Raw genomic sequence first — 25,343 nt, forward strand, 5'->3', positions numbered from 1 at the left:
GTGGCCGGATCTTCAACGCGGCGTCAACGTCGGCCCGGGGCTGACCTGCAGGAGAGGATCCCGCCCGCCCAGCGTCCCCCGCGAGCCGAGCACCGCGAACCGCGCGAACAGTTCCTCGCTGTACCAGCCGACCATCGGTGTGCGCCGGACGACCTCGCTGTGCGCGGGGCGGCCGTAAGCGAACCTGCGCAGCGACGCCGCGTCCTGCCAGAGGCTGAACGTTCCCTGTAAGCCGATCGGCGCCTCCCCGATGCCAGCCGCGAAGATCAGACCCTCGGCCTCGGCGAGGTCGACCGCCACCGCCGGCACCGCTTGGCGGAAGGCGAGGGTGTGCCGCAGGGCGATGCGGGCCCGGGTGATCACCGCGACCGCCGCGGGGGCGCTCGCGGGAGGCGGAACGTTCGACGCCGCCGGGTCGCCGAAGGGCTCCTGCCGTGACCACCGCCCACGTGACGACAGCGGGTGAAGGTCGATCCGCCAGCGTTCTTCGGCCAGCGACGACCATGCCCGCACCGGCGCGGATCGTTCGAAGGAACGGGCCGCCGACGGGGAGGACCAGACGGCGACCATCGCCCACTGGCACGGATCGGCGTCGCGCAGGGTGAAACTGCTCGCCGAACCGGTGCCCAGCAGTTTTGCGAAGGTCAGTCCCGGTGTGTGCCGCAGGGCGGTACGGTCGGCGGCCATCCGCGCCAGGGCGTAACCGATCCGTCGCCGGGGCACCCGCCAGAAGTCGACGGTGACAAGCGTGCTCATCGCCGCACCGATGACAGGCGCAGCAAGCTGTCCCGGGCGGCCCCGTACTTGTCGGCGAAGGCCGTGGCCACGGCCCCGGCGCCGTCGTTGTCGCGCAGGGGTACCATCCGGCACCGTCCGGTTCCAGCCAGTACATGCCGACCGTCGCCCGCCACCTCCGCGAGCAGGCCGTCCGGACCGCCGCGGCCCAGCAGCGCGACGAGGTCGGGGGAGGAGACGTACACCGCCCCGTCGAGGCGCACGAACTCGGCCTGTACCTCGAGATGGCCCGCGTCCGACGGGGAGACGCGCAGCGGCACCCGCAGATAGTCGTCCAAGGCGGTGCTCCCTTCCAGACTCCAGAGCCGCTCGAAGTGCTGTTCGACGAACTGGACCAGGGTGGAGGAGACGGCCGCCTCGTGCTGGGTCGCGGCGGCCGAGGAGTACCCGACGGGGAACGTCGAGACCAGCGCCCCGGTGTCCCAGCGGTGATACGTCGTCAGGGGCTGTTCGGTGTAGAGACGCACCGCGAGCCGGGAGCGCAGGACGGGAGCGAGCCGATCCCGCAGTGCCTCGAGGACCAGCAGGTTCGAGCGGATCATGCCCGGTACGTCGACGCTGTGCAGGAGGTCGGCGGCTCGTCCGGCCACGGCCGGGGAGTCCGGGTCGAGTAGGAGCACCTGAATGATCGCTCCGGCGTCGACCGCCGCGAGCACCGCGTCGGCGAAGGCGGTCCGGTGCTCGGGGGTCGCCAGATCCGTCCAGGTGTTGAGTAACCGGACGCTGCGCCGGGACGATGCGATCCGGGCGATGAAGTACGCCGGGTCGAACGTGCTGAGCAGCCGCCCGCTGGTGAACTGGGTGGGCTCGGCCGTGACCGGTGCGCTCAGCCGTTCCTCGGCGGCCGGCAGCTCGGGGGAGCCCTGCTGACGTAGCAGCGTGATGCCCTGCTGCCAGGATCGCCGCGCCGCCGGATGGTCGTCCATCTGGGCGAGGATGTCACCCCGGCGGATGAGCACGCGTGGCTCCCAGCGGGTGTCGGGTAGCTCGGCGAGCAGCGGCAGGCTCTCGTTGTAGCTTGCCAGAGCCCGGTCCAACCGGTACTGGAAACGGTGGAGATCGCCCAACCGGCGCAGGGCCAGCGCCTCCAGCGGGCGGTTGCCGAGTTCGCGGGCGATCGACAGGCTCATCGTCAGGCAGTTGATGCCGTCGGTGAGCTCGTCCCGGTCGCCGTGGACCATGGCGACGTTCACCAGGGTCTCCGCCTCGGCCTTGCGGGCGCCGCCCCGGCGCATCATCTCCAGGCCGGCCTCGAAGTGGACCAGGGCCGCGGAGAACTCCCCCCGACCGCGGCAGGCGTCGGCCAGCCCGCGCAGCGTCCGGGCCTCACCCAGCTCGTCGCCGAAGTCGACGAAGATCTTCCGGGCGCGGGTGAGGCGTTCCGTGGCCAGCGCCAGGTGGTCGACCGTAGCCCGGTAGACCTCGACCGCCGGTTGACCGTCGGGGTCCGTGCCGTCCGCGTCCAGTCGCCAGAAGGCGTCCTCGAAGGCCAGCGTGATGTCGCGCTCGGCGAGGTTGGTCAGCAGCGTCGCCTCGGCGAGGCGGTGCCCGCCCCGGCGGGCCGCGGCCAGCCCCAGGACGTGGCTCTGCTCCCAGTCGCCCCAGTGCGCCGCGAAGGCGTAGAACTCGGCGGCCTCGGTGGCGAGCAGCCAGGTCGGCTCGTCGAGACCGGCCGCGTGGGCCTGGTCGATCAGGCTCAGGAGGTTTCCCCGTTCCCCGCCGAACCAGACCAGCGGCCGACCGACCAGGTCGGCGACGCCTGCCTGTTCAAACCGAAACACGGCCCCCGTCGTGAGCGCCGCCGCGTCCTCGGCGGCGGGGGTGAGGGTGCGCACCCCGCCGGGGCTGAAGGTGTCGACCGCCTCCCGCAGCATCGCCAGATAGGCGTACAGCAGCCGCCCCAAGGCCGCCCGGTGTTCTCCGGACACGGTGGAGGGGGCCTCGGTGGAGGGGGCCTCGGTGGAGGGGGCCCCGGCGGAGGGGGCCCCGGCAGCGTCGTGGTGCCCGTTGCCGGTGTGCCCGTTGCCGGTGTGCCCGTTGCCGGTGTGACGGTTGTCCCCGCCGGCCTCGGGGATCCGACCCGGGGCCGCGGGGTGGCCGAGCGGGGTGCCGACCCCGGTCTCGCGCTCCCGGGCGAACACCCGGAGCAGGTCGTGAAAGCGGTAGCGCTCGGTTCCCGTCCGGTCGGCGCCACGTCGTTCGAGTAGCTGGGCGTCGGCGAGCCGGTCGACGACGTCCTCGGCTTCGTCGAGGTCGAGGTCGAGGACCGCCGCCGCGGCCCATGGCGCGAAATCGCTCATCGCGGGCAGCGACAGCAGCCGGAAGGCGCGCTGCTCGTCCGGCGGCCGGCCCTCGTAGCTCAGCGAGAAGCTGGCCCGGATCTCCAGGTCGCCGGCCTCCAGCCAGGACAGCCGGTCGCGTTCGTTGGCGAGCCGCCCGGCCAGGCGGGCCAGTTTCCAGTGCGGATGGGCGGCCAGCTTGCGCCCGGCGATCTGGATCGCCAGCGGTAGGTAGCCGCACAGGCCGACGATGTCACGCGCGGCCTCGGGCTCGGTGTCGACCCGCTGCGTGCTGACCATCTTGGCCAGCAGCTCCACCGCGTCACTGGGCAGCAGGACGTCCACCATCCAGTACGGGGCGCTCAGACCGTGCAGCCGCGACCGACTCGTGATGATGACCGCGCAGCCCGGGCTGGTCGGCAGCAGCGGCCGGATCTGTGCCTCGCCCCCCGCGTTGTCGAGGATGATCAGGACCTTGCGGGTCGCGAGCAGCTCCCGGTACATCTCGCCGAGATCGTCGGGGTCGGCCGGTACCGCGGAGCGGCTGACCCCGAGCGTCTGGACGAACCGGGACAGCACCCGGGCCGGGGCCAGCGGGGTGCTGTTGCCCCGCAGGTCCACGTACAGCGTGTCGGTGAACCCCGTGCGGACGCGATGCGCGATGTGCACGGCCAGGGCGGTCTTGCCGGCGCCGGCCTTACCCGCGAACGCCGCCACCACGGTTCCCCGTGACAGCCCGACCGGATCGGTCAGCATGGCGTGCACCTGGGCCTGGATCGTGTCGCGCCCGGTGTATTCGCGGATGTCCGGGGGCAGCTGGTACCCCCCCTGGCTCGTGGGCGCCACGGAGACCCGCCGGTCGAGCGAGCGGGGCGGGGTCCAGGCCAGGCTGGACGCGCCGCGCAGCACGTCCTCCTGCAGCTGCTGCAACATCGCGGAGTCCAGCCCCAGGTCGTGCAGCGCCTCCAGGCCCTCCCGGCAGGCCCGGGCCGCGTCCTCGATCCGACCGTCCCGGTAGAAGGCGAGAACCAGCTCTCGGCGCAGCCCGTCGTCGTGGGGGTGCCGTGTCACCAGCACGCGCAGATCCCCGATGACCTCGCGATGACGACCCAGAGAGAGATCGGCGGCGATCCGGGTCTTGGCGATGTCGAGCTGGAGTTCGTCGAGGGCGTCCACGTAGGCCCGGGTGAACGGGTAGTCGATCAGGTCGACCAGCGGCGGTCCCCGCCAGAGGGCCTGGGCCTCCTGCAACGGGGCGATCGCGCTCACCGGGTCACCGTCATCCACCGCGCGCCGGCCCTGTTCCAGCAGCCGACGGGCCTGCTCGGAGTCGATCTGCTCCGGGCGCACGTCAAGGACGTACCCGGTCCCCTTGCGCAACAGCACCTCGGAACCGGTCTCCAGCCGCCGCCGCAGCTCGCTGACATGGGTGCGCAATGTGGCCAGCGCCTTCTCCGGCGGTGGGTCCCCCCAGATCACCTCCAGCAGCCGGTGACCGGGCACCACCTGACCGGCTTCCAGCAGCAACGCGGCCATCAGCACCTTGCGCTGGGTGCCGCCGAGCACGATGGGTGCTCCCCCGGCAGTGATCTCCAACGGGCCGAGGATGGCGAACTGCAGGCTGTCGCGGTCAGGCATCTGGTCCTCTCGTACGACCCCCGGTGATGTCTGTATTACCGCAGCGTGCGCCGGGAGGGGACATGGCGGCAACTACCGATCTGGAACGGCCCCCTGTCGTTTCCGCGTCAGGCCTGCTCCGGCGCCCGGTGTCCGGTGCGACGCGGGTGGCGGTCCGACTCCGTGGGGTGTCGTGTGACCCGATCGCGGAATCCAGGTGTTCCGATCAACACATTCTCAATGGTTCTGGTGATTGTGCGTGCAGTGGGTGTTGATCGCTTGGAGGTGCACTGAGTCCACGAAATCGAGGCGGCAGACGGCCGGGAGACGGCCGGCGAGGCGGAGGGGGTTGGGAACATGGCGATCACGGTGCCCAGGAGCCTGGCGAGGCGGCCCGCGTCGGCGGCGGGCCCGGCGGTGACCCCGGCGGTGACCCCGGCGGTGACCCGGACCCGGACACCGCGGACGACGGCCGGGGCGGACCTTCTCCCGCGGCGGGCCGGCGGACTGCCGCACGAGCTGATCTTCCGGATCGAGTCGGTATCCCGGCACGCCTCGGTCCGGCACGTGCACGTCGAGACCGACGAGGGCGCGGTGCTGGCCGACTGGTGGTCGCGGGGCCGGGTCGAGCTGATGGCGGCCGGCCGGCCGTTCGTGCTGGAGACCGACCTCGACGGTTTCGGGATCCGTCTGGTCGAACCCATGGGACGGGTGCCCCTGGCCGCCTTCGAGCCAGGCCGCCACGGGGGCTGGGTGCGCCTGTCGGACGGTGCCACGCTGCGTTGGCTCAGGCCGACCCGCGGCGAGTTCGCCAGCGGGCTCGTGGGTCACCGTGATGTGAACATCATCCGGTTTGCGCTGGACGGAACGGCGCTTGTCGTGGCCGATCCGGATGCGCTCGACCCGAGGGTCACCCGGGTGGCCCGGACGACAGGTGCGGATTCGGGACATGTCTGTCGGGGGAAAGTCGCGGACCCGCGGCTGGGATGGGTTCCCGACGTGGTGGCCCTGCTCGTCCTCGGCTGGTTTCTTCGGGTGGTCGAGTCCGAGGTCGCCGGATCTGCTCGATCGCGTGTTCGATACCTCGATGCTTGACGGGCGGCGCTGGCGAGGGTTCACTACTTCGTGATCGAACCTATGTTCGAGACTCGGGAGGTGTTGTGACCACCGTGACCAGTCGGCCGATCAGTGGCTCGGACAGTGGCTCGGACCCGGCGGGAGGAGCGGCCCGCGGTAAGGGTGCGTTTGGCGGCCCCGGTGGATCCACCGGGCCGCACGGTGGATCCACCGGGCCGGTTGGACGGACCCTGGTGCCGGCGGCGGGGTTGCCTCGCCGCTCCCGCGACGATCTGTTGGTCGCCGCCCGGCGCGGTCTCGGTGAGGCCGAGTGCGCCCAGACGGCCGGGGAGCGCTACGCCCTCGCCCACCTCGCGGCGCTGCGGGCGGCGGCCGCTGTCCTGGCGGACCGGGCCCGGCCCCGTCCCGGTCGTCGCGGTCGGCCCGTGAGTGCCTGGTGCCTGCTTGTCCGGGTGGCCCCCGAGCTCGCGGAGTGGGCGGAGTTCTTCGCGGCGGGGGCCGCCCGGCGATCGGCGGCCGAGGCCGGGCTGAAGGTAGTGACCAGGCGGGAGGCCGATGATCTGATCCGTCAGGTCGATCTGTTCGTCGGGGTTGTCGAGGGCGTACTGGGCCTCCCGTCCCAACCGATGATCGCCGGCACCGGTCCGGTCGGGCCTGGGGAGGTCACGATGGTCATGTCGCCGGGCCGAGGGCAGGCTGACCGTGGTCGGCCCGGCGGCGCCCCGGGTGGGTGACGAGCGGTTGCGTTTACGGTGAGCATCGGTCACTATCGGTTACCTTCCGAGGGGTAGTGGTTGGCGGAGCAGGAGATCATCGATGGTCCTCACCGGTTCTGAGCATCGGCACCGCGGCGCGCATCGGGCCGTGCCGTCCGCCGTTGCGCGTCGCAACATCTGGGTACTGCGGGTCGTAGGGCTGTCGGCTGGCGGGCTGGTCGTCGGGGTCGCCATAGGCCTCACCGTGGGTCGGTGACGCGCCTGGTCCTCCGGCGTGGGCGAGCGGGCTGACGGCGGCGCCGACGATGCCGGCGTGAGGAGGCGCGACGCGCATGACCAGCCATGTCACCGGCGCGGATCTGCGGCAGGCCGCGATCTGGCACGGCCTGCGGACGGTCCTGCCCGGATCGGCAGCGGGGGTTCCGGCCTGGTCGGTGGCCCCGACGGCCACAGCCATCCCGCCGATCATCGTTGACGCGGGCGGTGGGAGTGGTGGCTTCGCCGTACCCCTGGCGGTCGAGGGCTACCTGGTGATCGTCGTGGACCCGTCGCCGGACGCCCTGGCAGCGTTGCGCCGTCGCGCCGACGAACGGGGCGTCGCCGACCGGGTCACGGCCGAGCAGGGCGATCTGGCCGACCTGACCGGCATCGTCGGAGCCGAGACCGCCGATTTGTTGCTGTGCCACTCCGTCCTCGACGTCGTTGACGATCCCGAGGCCGCGCTGGCGGGGGCCCTGCGGGTGCTGCGCCCGGGAGGCGTTCTCAGCCTCGTCGTCGCGGGCCGGGCTGCCACGGTGCTCGCCCGCGCCCTGGCGGGTCGCTTCGAGCAGGCGCAGGCCGTGCTGACCGGCCAGGGCGCCGGGGCGCCCCGGACGCCCGCCGGGTTCACCACCGCCGAGATCGTCGCGCTGGTGAACGCGGCGGGCGCGGACGTCGTCGACGTCCACGGGGTGCGCGTGTTCGCCGACCTGGTCCCCGGGGCGCGGGTCGACTCCGATCCCTTCACCGCGCAGCGGCTGCTGCGCCTGGAACTGGCCGCGGCCGCCCTGGAGCCGTTCCGTGACCTCGCGGCACAGCTGCACGTGCTTGCCCGCCGTCGTGCCGCTGGTACCGCTCGCGAAGCCGGCGCCGCCGGGTTCCCGTGACCGTGGATTTCCCGGTATGAAAGACCCCAGTTCGGGCACGGACCAGGTGACGGGAATCGCTCGGTTCCAACCAGCATGACAGGTTGCCTACCGCACCCGCCCGCACATGCCTATCCTTGGTTATCAGGTTCCGTCCGCCGGGCCTACAGGTCGTGGGAGGAGCGTCGATGCCGCTCTCGGAGAACGAGCAGCGCCTGCTGGAGCAGATCGAGCGCGCTCTCGTACAGGACGATCCAAAGTTTGCCAGTACCGTGCGTTCGACGGACCCCCGTACCTATCTGCTGCGCCGGGTGCGCCGCAGCGCGGTCGTCTTCGTCCTCGGTCTGGCCGTCCTGGTCGTCGGTGTGGTACTCAACCGGGTACCGCTGACGGTGATCCTCGGCATCCTCGGTTTCCTCATGATGTTGTTCGCCGCGCTGCGCGGTGCGGCAGACCTGCGCCGGATCAGCGGCCGTGACACCGGTCACCGGCGGCCGGGCGGCGTGCAGGGGGGATCGAAGCCGAAGCCGCGGGCTAGGGCTCCGTTCATGGAACGGGTCGAGGAGCGGTGGCGGCGGCGCTGGGAGGACCGTCCCTGACCGCGTCCAGCCAGTCCTGATTGTCCTGATTGTCTTCGTTCTGAACCGTGGTGGGCGTGGCGGGTCCGTCGTCCTTACCGCCTCCCCGTCCCATCCTCGACCGTCCGCGCGCCGAGGCCGGCGCGGCGCGCCGGAGAACCGATGCCGGGGCGATCCGCGCCAACATCCGCCTGGCCCGCGGTGCCAGCGCCAACAGCGTGGTGGTGGCCAGGACGACATCTTCGCTGAGGTCTGCGACGGACGGCGGCGCGGCCATCTCCGGCGGCGCGTAGCGGGCCCGCTCCTCCGCGGAGGCCAGTCGGGCGAGTGCCGCGCGGGCCTGCGGGTAGGTCGTGGGGGGCTCGCTGCCCCCGGACTGCCACGCAGACGGTTCCGGGCCGGATCCCGGAGCCTGTGCGGTGGTCGGCTCGGCGTCCAGGTAGGCGGTCAGCCGGGCCACTCCGGCCCGCGGCGAGTCGTTCGGCCGGATCATGATTCCCAGGTCCGCGGCGACGTCCAGCAGTTCCGCCCAGGCGTCGTGGACCCGTTCCACCGTCGCCCCAGACGGATCTGGGGGATCGTCTTCGGCCGGGCGCAGCCGGACCCGCCTCCGCCGGATCCGGATGATCGCCGGAACGGCTAGCAGGCCCAGGACGGGCAGGGCAGCGCACAGCCAGACCACCCAGGAGGGAATTTCGGTGGAGGTCGATGCGTCGTCACCTGACCGCGCAGCGCCCATCGCGGTCGGATCGTCGCCGGGAGCCGGCGTGGAGGTATCCGGCACGGGCACCGGCTCGGGCACTGCCTGCGGTTCGGCCTGAGCCTGCTCTTCCGGCAGGGCGGCGTCGTTGTCGGGGTCCTCGGGCCCGGCGGGGGCGTAGGACGGCGCCGAGGTGGTTCCGTCGCTGCGGCGGGTCGGCTCGAAGCTGATCCAGCCGATCGACGGGAACCAGACCTCGGGCCAGGCGTGCGCCTGCCGGTTGGTGATGACGTAGCTGCCGTCGCTCTGCCGCTCCCCGGGGACGAAGCCGATCGCGACCCGGGCGGGTAGGCCCAGTATCCGCACCATGACCGTCATGGCCGAGGCGAACTGTTCGCAGTAGCCGCGGTGGGTGTCGAACAGGAACTGGCTGAGCGCGCCCTCCTGCGTGGTGGGGGCGCCCCGGAGGTCGTAGGTGAACTGCGGCCCCCGCAGGTATTCCTGGATCGCGTACACCTTTTCATAGGGGGTGCGCGCACCCGCGGTCACGGCCTTGGTGAGCTGACGCAGCTGGGGATCGAGATTGTCAGGGAGCGCGGTCGCGACGCCGAGCGAGTCCGGGATCGGCCCGGTCGCGGCCTGAAGCTGTGCGCTTGTGGGATTCGGCACCACCGCGTCCACCTGGTAGTGCGCGTTCGCCGTCGAGGTCCGGGTCGAGAAGATCGTGCCTGTCGGGCTCGCCAGCCGCCAGTCGCCGGTCAGCCCCTCGATCCGGATTGGGATGCCCGGAACCGGCAGATACAGCTCGTTGAACCGCCCGGTGACGGCCACCTCCGCACGCACCGACTGGGTAGCGCCGCCCGTCCGTGGTTTCGGTAATCCCTCGCTGACCCGGTCTTCCCGGGTGGCATTCAACGCCCGCAGGGTGAACAGTTGGCCGTCGAAGTTCTCCAGCGCCGTCAGTCGCAGATACTTCGGCTCGTCGGAGCGCAGCCGAAGCAGGGGCACCTCCGTGCTGGCGTGCAGCTGCTGGCTCACCGAGACGATCGGCTGCACGACGCTGGCCGAACTCGGACCGTCCCCGGCACCGGATCCACCCTTGCGCGACACCAGTCCCTCGCCGTCAAGGGACGGCAGGCCAAGCGGCACCACGATCGCGGCGACCAGCGCGGTGACGGCGACCCCGAGCGCGCCCACGGCGATGCGACCGCCGAACATCTCGACGCCAGCCCTCCGCTGGTCGGAGACGGTCCGGCCCCATCGCTCGTACGCCAACCGCCCGTCGAGCAGGAGCAGGGCGATGAAGCTCACCGCGCCGAGCAGGAAGGGCACCACGCCGACCCCCCCGGGCAGAATCGCCGCCGACACCGCATACAGCGCCAGCAGCGGAAGGCCGCCGAGCGTCGGGTGGTCGAACTTCACCACGATCAGATCGACGATCATCACCAGGAGGTAGACGCCGATCACCGTGAGGACCACCAGGCCCGGCCGGGCGGGCACCGGCGCGGCCAGCCGTGAGATGTCGGAGCCGCCGGCGGAGATGAGCGTGTGCAGCGTCTCGACCGTGGTGGCGGTCGGCAGGAAGCCCAGCAACGCCGTCGACCGCGCGGACAGCACGGTGACGGTGCCGATGAGGCCGACCAGACTGAGCAGGATCTCGGCCGCCGCCGGCAGCCGGAGCAGGCGGCTCGCCACCCCCGTCCCGACGGCCACGGTCGTGGCAACGAGCACCGGCCCGAACCACCAGAGGACACCCTCGAACAGACGGGTCAGCGCGCTGGTGGACAGCAGACAGGCGACGGTGGCGATCACTGTGGGCACCGGGCGGGCGTTCACGGCACCGACCGTCCGCCGGTGTGGAGATCGCCGGTGAGTCCCGTCGCCCCGGTGAGTCCCGTCGCCCCGGTGAGTCCCGTCGCCCCGGTGAGTCCCGTCGCCCCGGTGAGTCCCACGGTCCTGGTGAGTCCCGCGGCCCCGGGACGTCCGGAGACTCCGGCGGCACCCGGGGCACCGACGCCGCCCGGGCCCCGGGCCCGGGCGGCGACCCGCGGCCACATCGCCGCGAGGCTGGTGCCCGCCGCCGCGCCGAGGACCGCCCAGCCGGCGCGGGTGAGCACCGCGTGCGTCGTTTCGAGGTCGGCGGCGATCTTCGGGGCCGCCGCGGCGGTGCTCCAGCTGGCCACGTTGACGAGCACCGCGATCGCCGGGGCGCTGCGGGGCCGCAGCCCGGCCAGCGCGGTGGCGGTGGGCGCATCGGTGCGGCCGAGGACGGCGACGAACATGCCGCCGCGATCGACTCGCCCGCGGCCGGCCGCGAGCGCTGGGTACAGGGACTCGGTGGGGGCGGGCGTCAGCGTCGAAAGCTCGTCAAGGAGCCCGCCGACGGTACCCTCCGCGGCGATGGCCGCCAGCCCCTGATCGGTCAGCAGCCGGACCCGGTACCCGCCCCGGACGAGGTGGACGCCGATCGCCCCGACCGCGCTCACCGCCCACTCGAACGACGCTGACGGGCCCCCGTCAGGCCACGCCCGGGCCCGAGTGTCGATCAGGATGGTCGCCCCGCCCGTCCGCGGGTGCTCCTCGCGCCGGACCATCAGCTCGCCGCGGCGGGCGGTCGTCTTCCAGTGCACCTTGCGCAGGTCGTCGCCGGACCGGTACGGACGGGTCGTCGTCTCGTCCTCACCCACGAGCCCGGTCGCGCGGCGCAGCTCGGTGCTGACGCGCGCGGCACCGGTCGGGCGGGCCGGCGGCAGCCGCTCGATCGGGGGGGCCACGACCAGTTCGTCCAGGCTGCGGAAACTGCGCGACAGTTCGCACAGCCCGAACGGGTCACCGAGGCGGATCGCCATCGGTCCGATCTGGTAGCGGCCGCGCATCCCCGCGTGGAGGACATAGGACAGGTCCCGGCTGCCACCGGGCTCGATCCGGTCGAGTACGAACCGGGCCCCGCCGCCCAGCCCGTCCGCGGCAGCGTCCTCCAGCAGGAGCACCGACGACGGCGACCGGCTGACGTTCTCCAGCCTGATCTGGACCGAGACCCGGTCCCCGGCGGTCACCCGGCTCGGTTCGAGCCGGCGGGTGCAGGCGAGCCGGTAGCGGGTCCGGCAGACGAAGGCCGCCGCGAGCACGGGGAGGAGCATGACGAGCAGGCCGATCCGCAGCAGGTCCTGCTCGCCGAGCACGGCCGCGGACGCCGCGCAGGCGATGCCGGCGGCGACGAACGACCGGCCGCGGATCGTCAGGCCACGCAGCGCCGCGACAAAGTCACGCACCCGGAGGTTCCGCACCCGGAGGTTCCGCACACGGAGCTCTAACGGCCGTGCCGGGTCGGGCGTGCCGTACCGGGGCGAAGGATCGGAATCCGGCGCAGGACGTCGGTCAGGATGCGGGCGGCGACCTCGATCGTCGGCTCCCCGGAGAGCATGATCTCGGGGTGCAGCAGTAGGCGGTGCGCCATGACCGGGACAGCCATCTCCTGAACGTCGTCGGGGAGGACGAAACCGCGCTGGTCCAGGGCCGCGCGGGCCCGGGCAGCACGGATGAGATGCAGCGCCGCCCGGGGGGACGCGCCGAGCGCGATCTCGGGATGCGTGCGGGTCCCGCCGACCAGGTCGACGATGTAGTGGCGCACCTCGGGCGAGACGTGCACCGTGCGGACGAGTGCGATCAGCTTGGCGATCTCGGCGGCGTCGGTGACCGGGGTGATGCCGGCCAGCGGGTTGGCGTTGCCGTGGCTGTCGAGCATCTCCAGCTCGGCCGCGGGGGAGGGGTAGCCCATCGAGATCCGGGCGGTGAAACGGTCGCGCTGGGCCTCCGGCAACGCCCGGGTGCCCTCCATCTCCACCGGGTTCTGGGTCGCGATCACCATGAAGGGTGACTCGAGCCGGTAGGTGACGCCGTCGACCGTGACCTGGTGTTCTTCCATGCATTCGAGGAGCGCCGACTGCGCCTTCGGCTCGGCGCGGTTGATCTCGTCGCCGACGACGATGTTGGCGAACACCGGGCCGGGACGGAACTCGAAGTCACGGGTGCCCTGGTTGTAGATGCTGACTCCGGTGACGTCGCCGGGGAGCAGGTCCGGAGTGAACTGGATGCGGCGCACCCGGGCATCGATGGACCGTGCGAGGGCCTTGGCGAGCATGGTCTTGCCGACCCCGGGGACGTCCTCGATCAGCAGATGACCCTCGGACAGCAGCACGACCAGGGCCGTCGTGATCGCCTCGGACTTGCCGTCGATGACCGTCTCGACGCTGGTCCGCACTCGATTGGTGACGTCGGCGAGATGGCCGATGTCGGTCACCGGGTCACGCCAGTGCAGAAGACCAGGGTCGGTCACCACGAGGTTGGCCCCCCTCCGGGTGTCGAGTGTCGGGATGCGTCGCGCGTCGGGATGCGCGGACCCGGCCCCGGTGGGACCTGTCCCCCCCCGAGTGTGACATCCACCGCGGGCGCGCAGGCCGTGGTGGTCGAGGAAACATGCCTCGAAGCGGAACCCGACAGGAGATTGAGGGGTAGGTGTCCGTAGCTGACCGGCCTCGCCGGGACGGCGAGTGAGACCAAATGTTCCTTCGCCCACCAGAGTCATTTGTACTGATTTTTTGCGATTTATACCACCTTCTTCTTAGGTATCGCGGGCGACCCCCGATAGAGGGGGTTCGGTGGGGTGGTGCGGGGTGTTGAGGGGGTGTCGGGTGGGGGGGAGTGGGGTAGAGTGGCGCGCAGTGGGGGACAGCAGCTTACGGGTGGCCGTCGCGGGGTGACCTGTCGCTGTCTTCCTCGCAGTGGCGAGGAGGTTGCCGGTGTTTCTCGGCAGCCACGCGCCGCGGCTCGACGACAAAGGGCGACTGACGCTGCCCGCGAAATTCCGCGACGAGTTGGAGGGGGGGCTTGTGATCACCAAGGGGCAGGAACGCTGCCTGTACGTCTTTCCGATGGCGGAGTTCACTCGGATCAGCGAGTCCCTCCGTACCGTTCCGGTTACCGCAAAGGCGTTGCGTGACTACAGTCGGGTGTTCTTCTCCTCGGCCGCGGACGACGTGCCGGACCGGCAGGGGCGGATCACGGTTCCGGCTCCGCTGCGGTCCTACGCGGGCTTGATGCGCGACTGCGTGGTCAATGGGGCCAACACCCGGATTGAGATCTGGGATGCCCAGCGGTGGCAGGCCTACCTGGAAAGCCAGGAGGAGAGCTTCGCCGAGCTGTCCGAGGAGGTCCTGCCCGGAGTGATCTGAGCTGCCTTGGGTTCATGGATCCGGGTGCTCCGCGGGCTCGCCACGCGCACCGTCCCCTCCGGCTGTCCCTTCCCCGGCGGCCGGCATCCGGGACGTACGCGAGGGCGGTCGGCCCCGGTCACCCGACCCGGGCCCGCCGCCCGGTGGCTTCCGCCGACGAAGCCCCCATGCCCGTCAGCACATCTGAAGACGAGGTCCACGAGCGGTCGAGGGAGGCTCAGCACTGAACGCCACACATACGCCTGTGCTGACCGACCGTGTACTGACTTTGTTGGCTCCCGCCCTGCGGGCATCCGGAGCGATCGTGGTGGACGCGACGGTGGGTCTCGGTGGGCATGCCGCGGCTGTGCTCACGGCCTTCCCGCACGTACGGCTGGTGGGGCTCGACCGCGACCCCGACGCCCTGGAGCGCAGCGGTGAGCGGCTGCACGGGCTCGCCCCCGGCCGGGTGGAGCTCGTCCACGCCGTCTACGACGAGGTGGCCGAGATCCTGGACCGGCTCGGTCATCCGGTGGTGCAGGGCATCCTGTTCGACCTCGGCGTGTCGTCGTTGCAGCTGGACACGGACGACCGTGGGTTCGCCTACTCCCGGGACGCGCCGCTGGACATGCGGATGGACCAGACACGGGGCAGGACGGCCGCCGACGTCCTCAACACCTACGATGCCGACGCGCTGACCCGCATCCTGCGGGAATACGGCGAGGAGCGCTTCGCCCGCCGCATCGCCGGTGCGATCGTCCAGGCCAGGGCCGTCACCCCGTTCGCCACCTCGGCGCGGCTCGCCGACCTGGTACGCGACGCCATCCCGGCGCCGGCCCGGCGGACCGGCGGCAATCCGGCAAAACGCACTTTCCAGGCGTTACGTATCGAGGTCAACGCCGAACTCGACGTGCTCGCCCGGGCGTTGCCCGCGGCCTTCGACGCGCTGGCCGTGTCCGGCCGGCTCGTCGTCCTGTCGTACCACTCGCTTGAGGACCGGCTGGTCAAGCGGCAACTGCGCGGCTACGCGGAGGCCTCGGTCCCGCCGGACCTGCCGGTGGTGCCCGAGGGCGCGGGCCCCAGGTTGCGCTGGTTGACCCGAGGTGCGGAACCGGCGAGCGAGACCGAGAAGGCCGAGAACCCGCGGGCGGCCTCCGTCCGCCTGCGTGCCGTCGAACGTACCGCGCCGAACCCGGACCACACCCGGAAACCGACCGGAGGTGCATCGTGACCGCTCCCGCGCAGCCGCTCGCCCGCGCCGGGCGTTCCGGTTCCGCCTCCGCCCGGACCGGCTCCGCCCGGACCGGCTCCGGGCAAGGGGGCCCTGGGCGGATGACAAGCGCCCCGACCCCCTCGACGGGGCGGCCCGCGGCCCGCTCGGCCGCCGCGACCGCTCCGGCCATCGGCCCGCAGCCGCGCCGGGCGTCGAGCCGGGCGCGGCTCGCGGTGGTCCGGCCTGCGCCGGACGGGGGCCGCAAGGGTCCCTTCGTCGTGTTGCTGCTGGTCCTGCTGGGCGCTGGTCTGCTCTGCCTGCTGCTGCTGAACCTGGCGTTGATGGAGAACTCGTTCCAGGCCAACACTCTGCGCAATCGGGCGTCCGCCCTGGCCGACGAGGAACAGGCGCTGTCGGTGCATGCCGACCAGCTCTCCGATCCGGCGTCGCTGGCCGCGCAGGCCTCCCGCTACGGCATGATCCCCGGCGGGATACCGGAATACCTTCCGCCGGGCGCTCCGCTGCCCGTTGGTTCCCGGACCCTGGCCCGGGAACCGGGCAGCGGATCCGTCATCATCGTCGTGCCCGCATCGCCCGGCCCGAGCCCGGCCGGCGGTCCCGGGAAGACCGGCGGTCCCGGGAAGAACGGTCAGCCAGCGGCCGGCGCGACGGCGGGTGGTGCCGGCGGAACCGCTCACGCCCACCTTCCCGCCACCGGGGCGAACGCTGCCGCGGCCGGTGGTGCCGCGATCGGGGCGGCGGGAAAGGCCGGAGCCGGGCAGTGAGCTCGACGCCCCCGGGCTCCCCTCAGCGCGGCCGCGGACGGCTACGCCTTGTTCCTCCACCGCCACCTTCAGTGTATGGCGGTCGGTTGCGGAGGGATGTCGACGACCCGGGTCGGGCGGTCGGCGACGGGCCCGGTGCGGACGAGTACGGCGACGAGGAGCACGACGGCCGGTATCCGGGCGGCCGGTATGTGGGCCGGCCAGGCTCGGTGCCCTGGCGTCCCGGTCGGGTCAGCCGGCCGCGGCACCCCCCGGCTCGTCGCGCCTACCGGCTGGGCAGCCCGCGTCGGCGGCTGCGGGTGTCCATCGTGCTCATGTGCGCGGTCCTCAGTGTCCTCGGGCTGCGCCTGACCCAGCTGCAGGGTTTCTCCGCCTCCACCTACGCGGCCCAGGCCGAGGCCCAGCGGCTGCGGACCATCGTGCTGCCCGCGGCGCGTGGCGCCATCACCGACCGGGCGGGCCACACGCTCGCGCAGTATGTCGAGCTGCGGGCCGTCTACGCGAACCCGACGAACGTCAGGGACATCGCGGGGACGGCCGCGAAGCTCGCGCCGGTCCTCGACGACAGCACCGAGGCGTTGCGCAGACGGCTTACCACCGACCCGGCCGAGCACATCAAGTTCGTCTACCTCGCCCGCGGGCTCACTCCGGACGTGGCGGAGAAGGTCAGCGCCCTGGGGCTGCGCGGTATCGGCATCACCGAGGAACGCGGACGCACCTACCCGTCCCGGGAACTGGCCGCGAACGTCATCGGGTTCATGCGGCACGGCGATGGTGACATCCTCGAGGGCGGCGGCGGGCTGGAGCTGGCGTATGACGAGGTGCTGCGCGGTACCGACGGCCTTCGCCGACTGGAGGCGAACCCGGCGGGCATCGAGATCCCCTCGGGCCAGAGCCGCGAGAAGGACCCGATCCCGGGTTCTTCGCTGCGCCTGACCCTCGAGCGGGACATCCAGTGGAACGCCCAGAACGCGATCGCCGACGCGGTCCGTACCTCCGAGGCCGACGGCGGCACGGCCGTCGTGATGGACCCCCGCACCGGGGACATCCTCGCGATGGCCGACGCGCCGCAGTTCGACCCGAACAACATCACCGCCCGGGACACCCCGGCGCTGGGCAATCGGTCCACGCGGGACGCCTACGAGCCCGGCAGCGTCAACAAAGTGATCACGATGGCCGCGGCGCTGGACCGCGGTCTGATCACCTCCGAGACCCCGATGACCATCCCGCCGTTCATCACCCGGGGTGGGGTACGCATCGAGGACTCCGAGCCGCACGGCGTCGAACATCTCACCGCCGCCGGCGTCCTGGCCCGCTCCAGCAACATCGGCACCGTGGAGATCTCCGAGCGGGTCGGGCGGATCGGGCTGGAGCAGGCGCTGCGCTCGTTCGGGCTCGGTGCCCGCACGGGTCTGAACTTCCCCGGCGAGGGCGCCGGCCTGCTGCCGGCAGCCCGGGACTGGTCGGGCAGCCAGGCCGCCACCATTTCCTACGGGCAGGGCATGTCGGCGACGGCGCTCCAGATGGCCTCGGTGTACGCGACTATCGCGAACGGCGGTGTTCGCGTGACCCCGCGGCTTGTCGACGCCATCACCGGTCCGGACGGCGTCGTCAAGGTGACTCCCCAACCGCCTGGTCAGCGCGTCGTCAGCGCGCAGACCGCGGCCACGCTCACCCGGATGCTCGAGGCGGTGGCGACGAACGAGGGCACGGCGCCGCTTGCCGAGGTTCCCGGTTACCGGGTGGCCGGCAAGACGGGCACCGCCAAACGGCCCGACCCGGTGCACGGCGGTTACCAGGGCTACGTTCCCTCGTTCATCGGGTTCGCCCCGGCGGATGATCCGCGGGTGGTGGTGGAGATCGTCCTGGACAACCCGAAGAAGGGTTACTTCGGCGGTCAGGTCGCCGCGCCCGTGTTCCAACGTGTCATGTCCTTCGCGTTGACCACCCTCGGCGTGCCACAGCCGATCACCAGGCCCGCACCGCTCCTGCTCGACCTGGACAGATGATCGCGATCCGCGCCGGGACGTGGTGGGCGGGGAAGGTCGGCTGGACCACCGCCGTGCCCGGGCGCCCGTGGGGATGGCCGTGCCCGCCCCCACTAAGGTCGTGACCGTGACCTCTCCGGCACCTCGACCGGCTGCCCCGCCCGCGTGCAGCCTCGCCGATCTGCGCGCGGTGCTCGCGGCCGTGGCGCCCGTCCCGGAGCCGGCGGCGTTCGCGGGTGCGGGACATTCGCCGTCGGACACACATGCGGACACACATGCGGACACGGACACGGACGTGATCGTGCATGGCGTCACCCACGACTCGCATGCGGTCCGGCCGGGCGACCTCCACGCGGCACTGCCCGGTGCCCACACGCACGGTGCGGCCTTCGCGGCCGCCGCGGTGGCCGGCGGCGCCGTCGCCGTGCTCACCGACGCCGAGGGCGCCCGCCGGATCGCGGCCATGCCGCCCGGCCCCCCCGGGGAAGTCCCGGTGCTTGTCAGCGACGATCCACGGCGCGACCTCGCCCCGGTGGCGGCGAGGATCTACGGTGATCCCTCTGCGGCGCTGCGCCTGCTCGGCGTCACCGGCACCAACGGGAAGACGACCACGGCCTTCCTGCTCGACGCCGGGCTGCGCGCCGCCGGCCACACCACGGGCCTGATCGGCACGATCGAGACCCGGATCGCCGACGAACGGCTGGCCTCCGCCCGCACCACCCCGGAGGCGAGCGACCTGCAGGCCCTGCTCGCCACGATGGTCGAGCGTGGCGTGGGGGCCGCCACGATGGAGGTGTCCAGCCACGCGCTGGCCCTGCACCGGGCCGACGCCCTGCACTTCGCCGGGGCCGTGTTCACCAACCTCAGCCAGGACCATCTGGACTTCCACTCCTCCATGGAGGACTACTTCGCGGCGAAGGCGTCCCTGTTCGACCCGGCCCGGACCGCCGTCGCGGTGATCGGCGTGGCGGACCGGTGGGGCCGCCGGCTCGCCGAACGGCATCCCGGCGCGATCACGTTCGCCGTCGAGGGGCCGGCCGACTGGACGGCCCGGGACGTCTCCTACGGGCCGACCGGCACACTGCTGCGCGCCGAGGGTCCGGACGGGCTGCGGGTGGATCTGTCCGTGCCGCTGCCCGGCGCCTTTAACGTCGCCAACACGCTCGGCGCGCTGGCGCTGCTCGTCGCCATCGGGGTCCCCCCGGCCACGGCGGCGGCGGGGATCGGCTCCCTGCCCGGGGTGCCCGGCCGGATGGAGCGGGTCGACGCCGGCCAGCCGTTCCTGGCCCTGGTCGACTTCGCGCACACCCCGGACGCGGTCACGACGCTGCTCGAGACGGTTCGCCCGCTGGTGAAGGGCAGGGTCATCGTCGTGCTCGGCTGCGGTGGCGACCGCGACCGCGGCAAGCGCCCGCTGATGGGGGCCGCCGCGGCGACACTCGCCGACGTCGCGATCCTCACGAACGACAATCCGCGCTCGGAGGATCCGGCGGAGATCCTCGCCCAGATGCTCGCCGGGGTCACGGCGCTGTCGGCCTCGGCCACGGTCTTGGTCGAACCGGACCGCGCCGCGGCCATCGCGGCCGCCGTGGCCGAGGCCGGACCTCAGGACGCCGTCGTTGTCGCCGGCAAGGGTCATGAGTCGGGCCAGGAACAGGCGGGGGTGGTGACCCCCTTCGACGATCGGGTCGCCCTGCGCGCCGCGCTCTCCTCGGTGGAGAGGAGATGATCCCGCTGACCCTGGCCGAGGTCGCGTCGGCGACCGGCGGCCGGCTCGACGCGGTGCCCGACCCGGGCGTCACGGTGCGTTCGGTCGTCGTCGACTCCCGCGAGGTCCGCGACGGCGCCTTGTTCGTCGCCCTGGCTGGCAGCCGGGTCGACGGGCACGACTTCGCCGCCGCCGCCGTCGCCGCCGGCGCGTCCGCCGTGCTCGCCGCCCGGTCGGTGGGCGAGCCGGCCGTCATCGTTCCCGATCCGCCTTCGGCGCTCGCCGCGCTCGCCGCGTACGTCCGTGATCTGGCCGCCGCCACCGTGGTCGCCGTGACCGGGTCGGCGGGCAAGACGACGACCAAGGACCTGCTCGCCGACGTGCTGGGCGGGCTCGCCCCGACGGTGGCCGCGCCCGGCTCCTTCAACAACGAGATCGGACTGCCGCTGACGCTGCTGCGCACCGAGCCGGACACGGCGTTCGTCGTCCTGGAGATGGGTGCCCGCGGTCCGGGGCACATCGCCACCCTCTGCGCGGTAGCCCGCCCGGCTGTGGGGGTGGTCCTCAACGTCGGCAGTGCCCACCTGGGCGAGTACGCCGACGGCCGGCTGGGGATCGCCGCGGCTAAGGGCGAGCTTGCCGAGGCCGCGAGCGAGGCCGTCGTGCTCAACGCCGATGACCCGCTGGTCGCGGCGATGGCGGTTCGGACGACGGCCGAAGTGATCACTTTCGGGGAGGGTGGACGGGCCGACGTGCGGGCCGGTGCCGTCGATGTCGACCGGCTGGGCCGCGCCTCGTTCGACCTGCTGGCGCACGGCGAGCACCATCGGGTGACCCTCGGGCTCGTCGGCGCGCACCAGGTGCCGAACGCGTTGGCCGCGGCGGCCGTCGCGATCCGGCTGGGGCTGTCCCCGGACCGGGTCGCCGCGGCGCTGTCCGCCGCCCGCCCGCGCAGCCGGTGGCGGATGGAGGTGACCTCCACCGCGGCCGGGGTGGTGGTCGTCAACGACGCCTACAACGCGAACCCGGAGTCGATGCGGGCGGCGCTGAAGGCGTTGGTGGACATGCGGGGGAAGGGCCGGGCGTTCGCGGTGCTCGGTCCGATGGGGGAACTCGGTGACGCCGCCGCCGCCGAGCACGACGTGCTCGGCCGGTTCGCGGTCCGCCTCGGGGTCGATCGACTGATCGCGGTGGGTCCGGCGGCCCGCCATATCCACCTGGGCGCCTCGCTGGAAGGCTCCTGGGACGGGGAGTCGGTGGAGGTGACCGACGCCGAGGAGGCGGTGGCCCTGGTGGCCGCGCAGGCCGGACCGGACGACGTGGTACTGGTCAAGGCCAGCCGGTCCTTCGGTCTGGAGCGCGTCGCCGAGGCGTTGGTGACCAGATTCGGCGTCCTCGGCGCCGGGATCGAGGGGACATGACGGCGGACGGCTGGCTTCACACACGCGGACCCGCGCGGGTGACGCACGCGTGAGAGGCGTTCTTATCGCGGCCATGGTCGCGTTGGTCGTGTCGTTGCTGGGCACACCCTGGGTGATCCGGCTCTTCCGCCGGCAGGGATATGGCCAGGAGATCCGCGAGGACGGGCCGTCCAGCCACCTGACCAAGCGGGGCACCCCCACGATGGGGGGCACTGTCATCATTGTCGCTGCCCTGGCCGGGTACTTCCTGGCCCACCTGGTGACCGGCATCGGGTTCACCGCGTCGGGTCTGCTTGTGCTGATGGTGATGACCGGGCTTGGCCTGGTCGGCTTTCTGGACGACTACATCAAGATCCGCAAGCAGCGCAGCCTCGGGCTCACCGCCCGGATGAAGTTCACCGGGCAGGCCGCGGTCGCGATCGTCTTCGGCCTGCTGGCCGTCCGGTTCAAGAACGACGCCGGGCTGCTCCCCGGCTCGACGTACATCTCGATCGTGCGGGACACGAGTCTCTCCGTCGGCATCATCGCCTTTCCCTTGCTGGCCTGGATCATCATCGCCGCGACCTCTAACGCGGTGAACCTCACCGACGGCCTCGACGGCCTCGCGGCCGGCACCTCGGCAATGGTGTTCGGCGCGTACGTCATCATCTCCTTCTGGCAGTTCGGCAACCTGTGCGAGCCGCACGCGGCCGAGGCGGGCTGTTACCTCGTGCGTGATCCCCTCGACGTCGCGCTGGTCGCGGCGGCGGCGATGGGGGCCTGTTTCGGGTTCCTGTGGTGGAACGCCAGCCCGGCGAAGATCTTCATGGGGGACACCGGGTCGCTCGCGCTGGGCGGTGCCTTCGCCAGTATCGCGATCGTCAGCCGGACCGAGCTGCTTCTCGTCGTCCTCGGCGGCCTGTTCGTCATCGAGACCCTGTCCGTGATGATCCAGGTCGCGTTCTTCAAGGCGACGAAGAAACGCGTGTTCAACATGGCGCCGATCCATCACCATTTCGAGCTCGCCGAATGGCCCGAGACGACGGTGATCATCAGATTCTGGATCGTCTCGGGACTCGCGGTGGCCTTCGGCCTGGGCCTGTTCTACGCGGAGTTCCTCTCCCACGGAGGTGGCTGACGCCATGACGGGCGACGGTCAGGGCCCGGGCGACGGTCAGGGCCCAGGCAACCTCACGACCTCGATCTCCTGGGCGGGCCTGCCCGTGCTGGTCGTCGGGATCGGGGTCTCCGGGCTCGCCGCGGCCCGGGCGCTGCTTGCCCGCGGTGCGCGGGTCCGGGTCGTCGACGCCGGCGACTCCCCACGTCACCAGGGTGCGGCCGCGACGCTGCGGGCGCTCGGGGCCGAGGTGAACCTCGGCGGCCTGCCGGCCGGCCCCGGGGACAGCGCCCTCGTCGTCACCTCGCCCGGCGTCCCGCCGACGGCCCCGCTGATCACCGGGGCGGCCGGCGCCGGGATCCCGGTCTGGGGGGAGGTGGAGCTCGCCTGGCGGTGGCGGGGTGGGAGCCGGTGGCTCGCCGTCACGGGAACGAACGGCAAGACGACGACCACCGAGATGCTCGGCGCGATGCTCGCCGCCGGTGGCCGGCGATCCACCACCGCCGGGAACATCGGGACCCCGATCGTGGACGCGGTTGCCGCCGAGCCGCCCTACGAGACCCTCGCGGTGGAACTGTCCAGCTTCCAGCTCCATTACACCCACACCATGGCCCCCCTCGCCGCGGCCGTGCTCAACGTCGCCCCCGACCATCTCGACTGGCACGGGGGCGCGGCGGCCTATGCGGCAGCGAAGGCGGGGATCTGGCGTCGTCCCGGGACGACCGCGATCGGCAACGCCGACGACGCAACCAGCGCGGACCTGCTCGCCGCCGCTCCGGGGCGGCGGGTCCTGTTCGGTCTCGACCCGGCGGCCCGGCCGCGGCCCGGCCTGACCGTCGTCGACGGCCACCTCGTCGACGACGCCTTCGGTGGCGGGCGGCTGGTCGCCGTCCGTGACCTCGTGCTGACAAGTCCGCACATGATCTCCAATGCGCTGGCCGCCGCCGCGCTTGCCCGCGCCGAGGGCGTTGGCCCGGCCGCGATCGGCGCGGCGCTCGTCGCTTTCCGGCCCGGCGCCCACCGCAACGCCGAGGTGGCCGTCATCGACGGGGTCCGCTGGGTGGATGACAGCAAGGCGACGAACCCACACGCCGCCGCCGCGTCGCTGGCCGGCTACCCCTCGGTGGTGTGGATCGCGGGCGGCCTCAACAAGGGCCTCGCCTTCGACGATCTCGTCCGCGACGCGCGCCGGGTGCTGCGCGCCGCGGTCCTCATCGGGCGCTGCGCCGATGAGATCGCCGCCGCTCTCGCCCGACACGCCCCCGATGTCCCCGTGGAACGGGCTGACGGCATGGACGATGCGGTGAAGGCTGCGGCGGCGTTCGCGACCACCGGTGACACTGTGCTCTTGGCGCCGGCCGCGGCCTCGATGGACATGTTCCGGGACTACGCGGCGCGCGGAGATCTGTTCGCGGCGGCGGTCCGCGCACGAGAGGGGTAACCGTGGCGGGGTCGGGAGCGTCGTCGCCGCCGTCCACCGGGACGTCGGCGCGGCCCGCGCGGGCGGCGCGAGGGCCCAAAGCCGTGCGAACCGGCTCCGCGGCCGAGCCCGACTCCGCCGGCGGGGGAACCGGCGCGGCGGACGGGGCCGAAGCACGGCTGCCGCTGCTCGACCGGCCGTTGGCGTCCTACTACCTGCTGCTGTCCTCGGCCGCTCTGCTGCTGGTGCTCGGACTGGTCATGGTCCTGTCGGCGTCGAGCGTGCGCTCCTACGCCGACTTCGGCTCCTCCTACACGCTGTTCATCCGGCAGGTGATCTGGGTCGCGATCGGTCTGCCGGTGGTCGCCGTCGCCTCCCGGCTGCCTGTGCGGGTCTTCCGCGCCTTTGCCTACCCGTTGTTGCTCGGGACCGTGCTGATGCTGATGGCGGTGCTCATCCCGGGTATCGGCAGCGTGCGTGGTGGCGCCCGCCAGTGGATCGTCGTCGGGCCGATCACGATCCAGCCCAGCGAGTTGGCGAAGATCGCCCTTGCGCTGTGGTGTTCGGATCTGCTTGTCCGCAAACGGCGGCTGCTGTCCGACCCCAAACACCTGCTCGTTCCGCTGGTCCCGGTGTTCCTGTTCATCGACCTGCTGCTGCTGCTGGAACCGGATCTCGGCGGGGCGATCTGCGTGACCGTCGTGCCGTTGACCGTGCTGTGGGTGATCGGTACCCCGATGCGCCTCTACACCGGGATCCTGGGATCGATGGTCGCGGCGGCGTCGGTCCTCGCCGTGGTCGAGCCCTACCGCGTCCGGCGCCTGCTGTCGTTCACCGATCCGTTCGCCGACGCGCACGGCGACGGCTTCCAGGCCGTGCAGGGCATCTATGCCCTGTCGACCGGCGGCTGGTGGGGGGAGGGCCTTGGCGCATCCCGGGAGAAGTGGCCGCAGTTACTGCCCGCGGTGCACACCGACTTCATCCTCGCGATCATCGGCGAGGAACTCGGGCTGGTCGGCAGCCTGGTGGTGGTGGGCCTGTTCGGCGTGCTGGGATACGCGGGCCTGCGGATTGCGCACCGTTGTGACGAGCTGTTCGTCCGGCTCGCCGCAGCGGGGGTCACCGCCTGGATCCTCGTCCAGGCGGTGGTCAACATAGGTGCCGTCGTGGGTCTGTTGCCGATTACCGGCGTCACCCTTCCGCTGGTGTCGTTCGGTGGCTCCGCGTTGCTGCCGACCCTCGCGGCCCTCGGCATGCTGCTCTCCTTCGCCCGGTCCGAGCCGGCCGCGGCCGAATTCTTGTCCCGACGGGCCGAGGAACGCCACGCCGCGCGTCTCGCCGCGTCCGGCCGGCGCCGCCAGCGCTGGCGCCGCGGCCGGGAGCGGCGCGCCGATGCCACCGGGGTGATACCGCGGGAGGAGAGGCGGCCGCCCGGCCGCCGGGGCCACCGACCGGACCTCGGCCTCGTACCGGTCGACGACGCGCGGTCGGGTCCGGTGGGTCCGGTGCCGGAGTCCGGGTCGGGGCGTTCGTCGGGGCGCATATCATCCCGTGTGCGGGCCCGGGTGACCGGGGCCGGGCTGCCCGGGAGACGGCGTGATGTGTCATCGTCTTGA

At 72.3% G+C, this 25,343-nt stretch carries 19 protein-coding genes; 13 read left to right on the plus strand and 6 right to left on the minus strand.

The genetic code is table 11. The features are described from left to right. Window positions 1–12: 12 nt before the first annotated feature. Window positions 13–756, minus strand: coding sequence for a hypothetical protein (locus FRANCCI3_RS07020; protein ID WP_011435839.1), 744 nt, complete (start codon window positions 754–756; stop codon window positions 13–15). Continuing rightward, window positions 753–4,712 (minus strand): BTAD domain-containing putative transcriptional regulator, encoded by a 3,960-nt coding sequence (locus tag FRANCCI3_RS23260; RefSeq protein WP_011435840.1) that lies wholly within the window; start codon window positions 4,710–4,712, stop codon window positions 753–755. Before FRANCCI3_RS23260 ends, FRANCCI3_RS07020 begins: the two co-directional genes overlap by 4 nt. Before the next feature lie 336 nt (window positions 4,713–5,048). Between FRANCCI3_RS23260 and FRANCCI3_RS07030 the strand changes: the two genes are divergently transcribed. Both FRANCCI3_RS07030 and FRANCCI3_RS24255 read left to right on the plus strand, forming a co-directional pair. Continuing rightward, window positions 5,049–5,786, plus strand: a complete 738-nt coding sequence (locus FRANCCI3_RS07030) for a hypothetical protein (RefSeq protein WP_011435841.1) — start codon at window positions 5,049–5,051, stop codon at window positions 5,784–5,786. A gap of 74 nt (window positions 5,787–5,860) precedes the next feature. Beyond that, complete coding sequence (locus FRANCCI3_RS24255) at window positions 5,861–6,502, plus strand: SAV_6107 family HEPN domain-containing protein (RefSeq protein WP_011435842.1); 642 nt, start codon at window positions 5,861–5,863, stop codon at window positions 6,500–6,502. A 76-nt stretch (window positions 6,503–6,578) separates the two neighbouring features. Here FRANCCI3_RS24255 and FRANCCI3_RS27875 read toward each other — a convergent pair whose 3' ends face one another. Beyond that, a complete protein-coding gene (locus tag FRANCCI3_RS27875; RefSeq protein ID WP_035730597.1) occupies window positions 6,579–6,818 on the minus strand; it encodes a hypothetical protein in 240 nt (79 codons plus the stop codon). Between FRANCCI3_RS27875 and FRANCCI3_RS07045 the strand changes: the two genes are divergently transcribed. After that, window positions 6,817–7,629, plus strand: a complete 813-nt coding sequence (locus tag FRANCCI3_RS07045) for a class I SAM-dependent methyltransferase (protein WP_011435843.1) — start codon at window positions 6,817–6,819, stop codon at window positions 7,627–7,629. The two genes, FRANCCI3_RS27875 and FRANCCI3_RS07045, sit on opposite strands and share 2 nt — an antisense overlap. A gap of 167 nt (window positions 7,630–7,796) precedes the next feature. Further along, on the plus strand, window positions 7,797–8,207 hold the full coding sequence (locus tag FRANCCI3_RS07050) for a DUF3040 domain-containing protein (RefSeq protein WP_011435844.1): 411 nt from the start codon (window positions 7,797–7,799) through the stop codon (window positions 8,205–8,207). Here FRANCCI3_RS07050 and FRANCCI3_RS07055 read toward each other — a convergent pair. The 3 genes from FRANCCI3_RS07055 to FRANCCI3_RS07065 are packed head-to-tail and all read right to left on the minus strand — an operon-like array spanning window position 8,155 to window position 13,225. Next, window positions 8,155–10,722: a transglutaminaseTgpA domain-containing protein gene (locus FRANCCI3_RS07055; RefSeq protein ID WP_023840959.1), complete on the minus strand. Its 2,568-nt coding sequence runs from the start codon at window positions 10,720–10,722 to the stop codon at window positions 8,155–8,157. The two genes, FRANCCI3_RS07050 and FRANCCI3_RS07055, sit on opposite strands and share 53 nt — an antisense overlap. Continuing rightward, window positions 10,719–12,158, minus strand: coding sequence for a DUF58 domain-containing protein (locus tag FRANCCI3_RS07060; RefSeq protein ID WP_011435846.1), 1,440 nt, complete (start codon window positions 12,156–12,158; stop codon window positions 10,719–10,721). Before FRANCCI3_RS07060 ends, FRANCCI3_RS07055 begins: the two co-directional genes overlap by 4 nt. 38 nt (window positions 12,159–12,196) lie before the next feature. Beyond that, on the minus strand, window positions 12,197–13,225 hold the full coding sequence (locus FRANCCI3_RS07065) for an AAA family ATPase (protein ID WP_011435847.1): 1,029 nt from the start codon (window positions 13,223–13,225) through the stop codon (window positions 12,197–12,199). A 460-nt stretch (window positions 13,226–13,685) separates the two neighbouring features. On the opposite strand from FRANCCI3_RS07065, the gene mraZ reads away from it, so the two are divergent. The 9 genes from mraZ to ftsW all read left to right on the plus strand — a co-directional run bounded on the left by mraZ (window position 13,686) and on the right by ftsW (window position 25,343). Continuing rightward, the gene (gene mraZ / locus FRANCCI3_RS07070) at window positions 13,686–14,117 is read left to right on the plus strand and encodes a division/cell wall cluster transcriptional repressor MraZ (RefSeq protein WP_011435848.1); all 432 of its coding nucleotides are present in this window, start codon (window positions 13,686–13,688) and stop codon (window positions 14,115–14,117) included. 223 nt (window positions 14,118–14,340) lie between these two features. Next, window positions 14,341–15,327, plus strand: a complete 987-nt coding sequence (gene rsmH, locus FRANCCI3_RS07075; RefSeq protein WP_035730593.1) for a 16S rRNA (cytosine(1402)-N(4))-methyltransferase RsmH — start codon at window positions 14,341–14,343, stop codon at window positions 15,325–15,327. 101 nt (window positions 15,328–15,428) lie between these two features. Beyond that, window positions 15,429–16,094: a hypothetical protein gene (locus FRANCCI3_RS07080; protein WP_011435850.1), complete on the plus strand. Its 666-nt coding sequence runs from the start codon at window positions 15,429–15,431 to the stop codon at window positions 16,092–16,094. 86 nt (window positions 16,095–16,180) lie between these two features. Further along, the gene (locus FRANCCI3_RS07085; protein ID WP_308726843.1) at window positions 16,181–18,103 is read left to right on the plus strand and encodes a peptidoglycan D,D-transpeptidase FtsI family protein; all 1,923 of its coding nucleotides are present in this window, start codon (window positions 16,181–16,183) and stop codon (window positions 18,101–18,103) included. 73 nt (window positions 18,104–18,176) lie between these two features. Then, complete coding sequence (locus tag FRANCCI3_RS07090) at window positions 18,177–19,811, plus strand: UDP-N-acetylmuramoyl-L-alanyl-D-glutamate--2,6-diaminopimelate ligase (protein WP_011435852.1); 1,635 nt, start codon at window positions 18,177–18,179, stop codon at window positions 19,809–19,811. Beyond that, window positions 19,808–21,211, plus strand: a complete 1,404-nt coding sequence (murF, locus tag FRANCCI3_RS07095; protein ID WP_011435853.1) for a UDP-N-acetylmuramoyl-tripeptide--D-alanyl-D-alanine ligase — start codon at window positions 19,808–19,810, stop codon at window positions 21,209–21,211. The genes FRANCCI3_RS07090 and murF overlap by 4 nt, the downstream gene beginning before the upstream one ends. Before the next feature lie 49 nt (window positions 21,212–21,260). Continuing rightward, window positions 21,261–22,328, plus strand: coding sequence for a phospho-N-acetylmuramoyl-pentapeptide-transferase (gene mraY, locus FRANCCI3_RS07100; protein ID WP_011435854.1), 1,068 nt, complete (start codon window positions 21,261–21,263; stop codon window positions 22,326–22,328). A 4-nt stretch (window positions 22,329–22,332) separates the two neighbouring features. Next, a complete protein-coding gene (gene murD, locus FRANCCI3_RS07105) occupies window positions 22,333–23,748 on the plus strand; it encodes a UDP-N-acetylmuramoyl-L-alanine--D-glutamate ligase (protein ID WP_011435855.1) in 1,416 nt (471 codons plus the stop codon). Between the two features lie 2 nt (window positions 23,749–23,750). Beyond that, window positions 23,751–25,343: a putative lipid II flippase FtsW gene (ftsW, locus tag FRANCCI3_RS07110; protein ID WP_011435856.1), complete on the plus strand. Its 1,593-nt coding sequence runs from the start codon at window positions 23,751–23,753 to the stop codon at window positions 25,341–25,343.

Origin of the sequence: Frankia casuarinae (assembly GCF_000013345.1) — a bacterium.
In the GTDB taxonomy this organism is placed as follows: domain Bacteria; phylum Actinomycetota; class Actinomycetes; order Frankiales; family Frankiaceae; genus Frankia; species Frankia casuarinae.